2 protein-coding genes are annotated in these 1,776 nt (G+C 38.2%); both read left to right on the top strand.

All coding sequences use genetic code 11. The annotated features are described in order from the left end of the window. Positions 1–537, top strand: a 537-nt coding sequence (locus PLK24_RS11225; protein ID WP_324479182.1) for a type 2 periplasmic-binding domain-containing protein, incomplete at its 5' end; no start/stop codon positions are given. Between the two features lie 146 nt (positions 538–683). Continuing rightward, positions 684–1,589 (top strand): carbohydrate ABC transporter permease, encoded by a 906-nt coding sequence (locus PLK24_RS11230; protein ID WP_324479184.1) that lies wholly within the window; start codon positions 684–686, stop codon positions 1,587–1,589. Positions 1,590–1,776 lie beyond the last annotated feature (187 nt).

The following is a 1,776-nucleotide window of genomic DNA, read 5'->3' on the forward strand; positions in this document are numbered from 1 at the left end:
CCCTTTACCGAGATAACTTATCCAGATATGAAATTTGACTTCATCATGAAACCAGCTTTTGTCAAGGGCCAGAAACCCTTGTTCAGCCATACTGATACCTGGGATTTACTCATGCCTTCTTATGTAGCTGGGGAGAAAAAGGAAGCAGCGGTTAAATATCTGCAATATTTAGCCAGCGCTGAAGGACAGTTGGTTTTTCTCGAAGAAAATCCTGGGCTCCCAACCCCTCGTTCCCTTTGGGATAATGATTACTTTAAAACTGGTAAAGGTGCCTATCTTGAGCCGGTTATAGATGCCATGAAAGAGGGTTCCTTCCGATATTGGGGTCCATTCCCAGAACAAGACACTCTGCTCTATAACATCTGGTGGCCAAGTATCGATGCTATGATTCATGGAGAATTAACCGTTGACCAAACCTTGGAACAAATGGAAGTTAACTCCAATCAACAGGTTGCCACAATGAAAGAAAAATACCCGAACGTACCGGCAACCTTTATTTATTGGGATGGACTTCCTGAAGATTTAGCCATTAAGTAAGATAGTATTTCTATTACTGGAAGGAATTTTTTTGTGGATTCCTTCCAGTAATAAAATAATAAAAAAAGTCTTTTTTTATTATTTTATTATGGTTTTGTTTGACTGATTAAGAATCAAGCCCTTCGGTCAAAAGGAGGTTATTGCGAATGCAACGTGGCTTCGCCACACGATATTTCCCCTGGCTGGTTTTGATTCCTGCCTTAGTCTGGTTTATTTTATTTGTGGCTTATCCTTTTGGTTATTCGATAGTGAGCAGCTTTTTTCTTTGGTTTGTTCAAAACCCAGCCTCCAGTAAGTTTGTCGGTTTGAAAAATTACTTTGATATTTTTAAAGACCCTCGTTTTATTACTGCTCTCAGAAATACTTTGCTATACGCTCTACTAAAAACTGGTTTAGTCGTTTTTATCGGTGTGCTATTAGCTAAAACTTTATTTGCTATTAAATTTGGAAGCAGGGGGTATATGTTTTCAATATTTTTACCATCATTATGCTCTGCGGTGGCCATAGGTCTTTTTTTTACCTACCTCTACCAACCCCAATTTGGATTATTTAATGCCTTACTCAGTAAAATTGGTTTTTCAAGGCAAGGTTTTCTGAACAATCCTCAACAAGCAATTTATTGTGTAATTTTTACTGAAGTTTGGCAAGCTCTTGGATTCTCAACCTTAATATTCTTAACTGGACTCAATACCATACCCGATGTTTTCTATGAGGCGGCTCAGATTGATGGTGCCAGCGCCTTTGTTACCTTTTGGAAAATAATCTTTCCTTTGGCAAGAAGAGTGTTCCTTTTTATAACAGCAATTACAGCTATTTCTGCATTCCAGGCTTTCGATTTAGTTTTTGTGATGACCTTATCCGGTGGTGGAACTGGAGGTTCATCGGGTGGCCCTGGTTACAGTAGTTATACCATGGCTCTGCAAGTTTATAACGATGGAATACTTCGATCTCAGACCGGGATAGCTTCAGCTATTGCAATAATGCTCTTTATCATTATTGGGGTATTAACCCTTTTACAGCTTAAAATTCTTAAACCAGAATGGGAATATTAAAGAGTGGGAGGATTAAAATGTCTTCAAAAAGAAAAAACGAGGTAACTGAGCAAACCAAATCCCATACGATCGCTATCATTGTTTCTCTTATTATGATAATCCCTTTTATTTGGATGATTCTGTCATCTTTTAAACCAGGAACCGAAATCGTAAAAATGCCTCCCACTTTTATCCCCCATACTTTTAC

Source organism: Atribacter sp. (assembly GCF_035418125.1).
Classification (GTDB): Bacteria; Atribacterota; Atribacteria; order Atribacterales; family Atribacteraceae; genus Atribacter; species Atribacter allofermentans.

What these genes read in the sequence shown, in the direction of transcription:
- PLK24_RS11230 (WP_324479184.1), top strand. Translation starts at nt 684, where the DNA reads ATGCAACGTGGCTTCGCCACACGATATTTCCCCTGGCTGGTTTTGATT.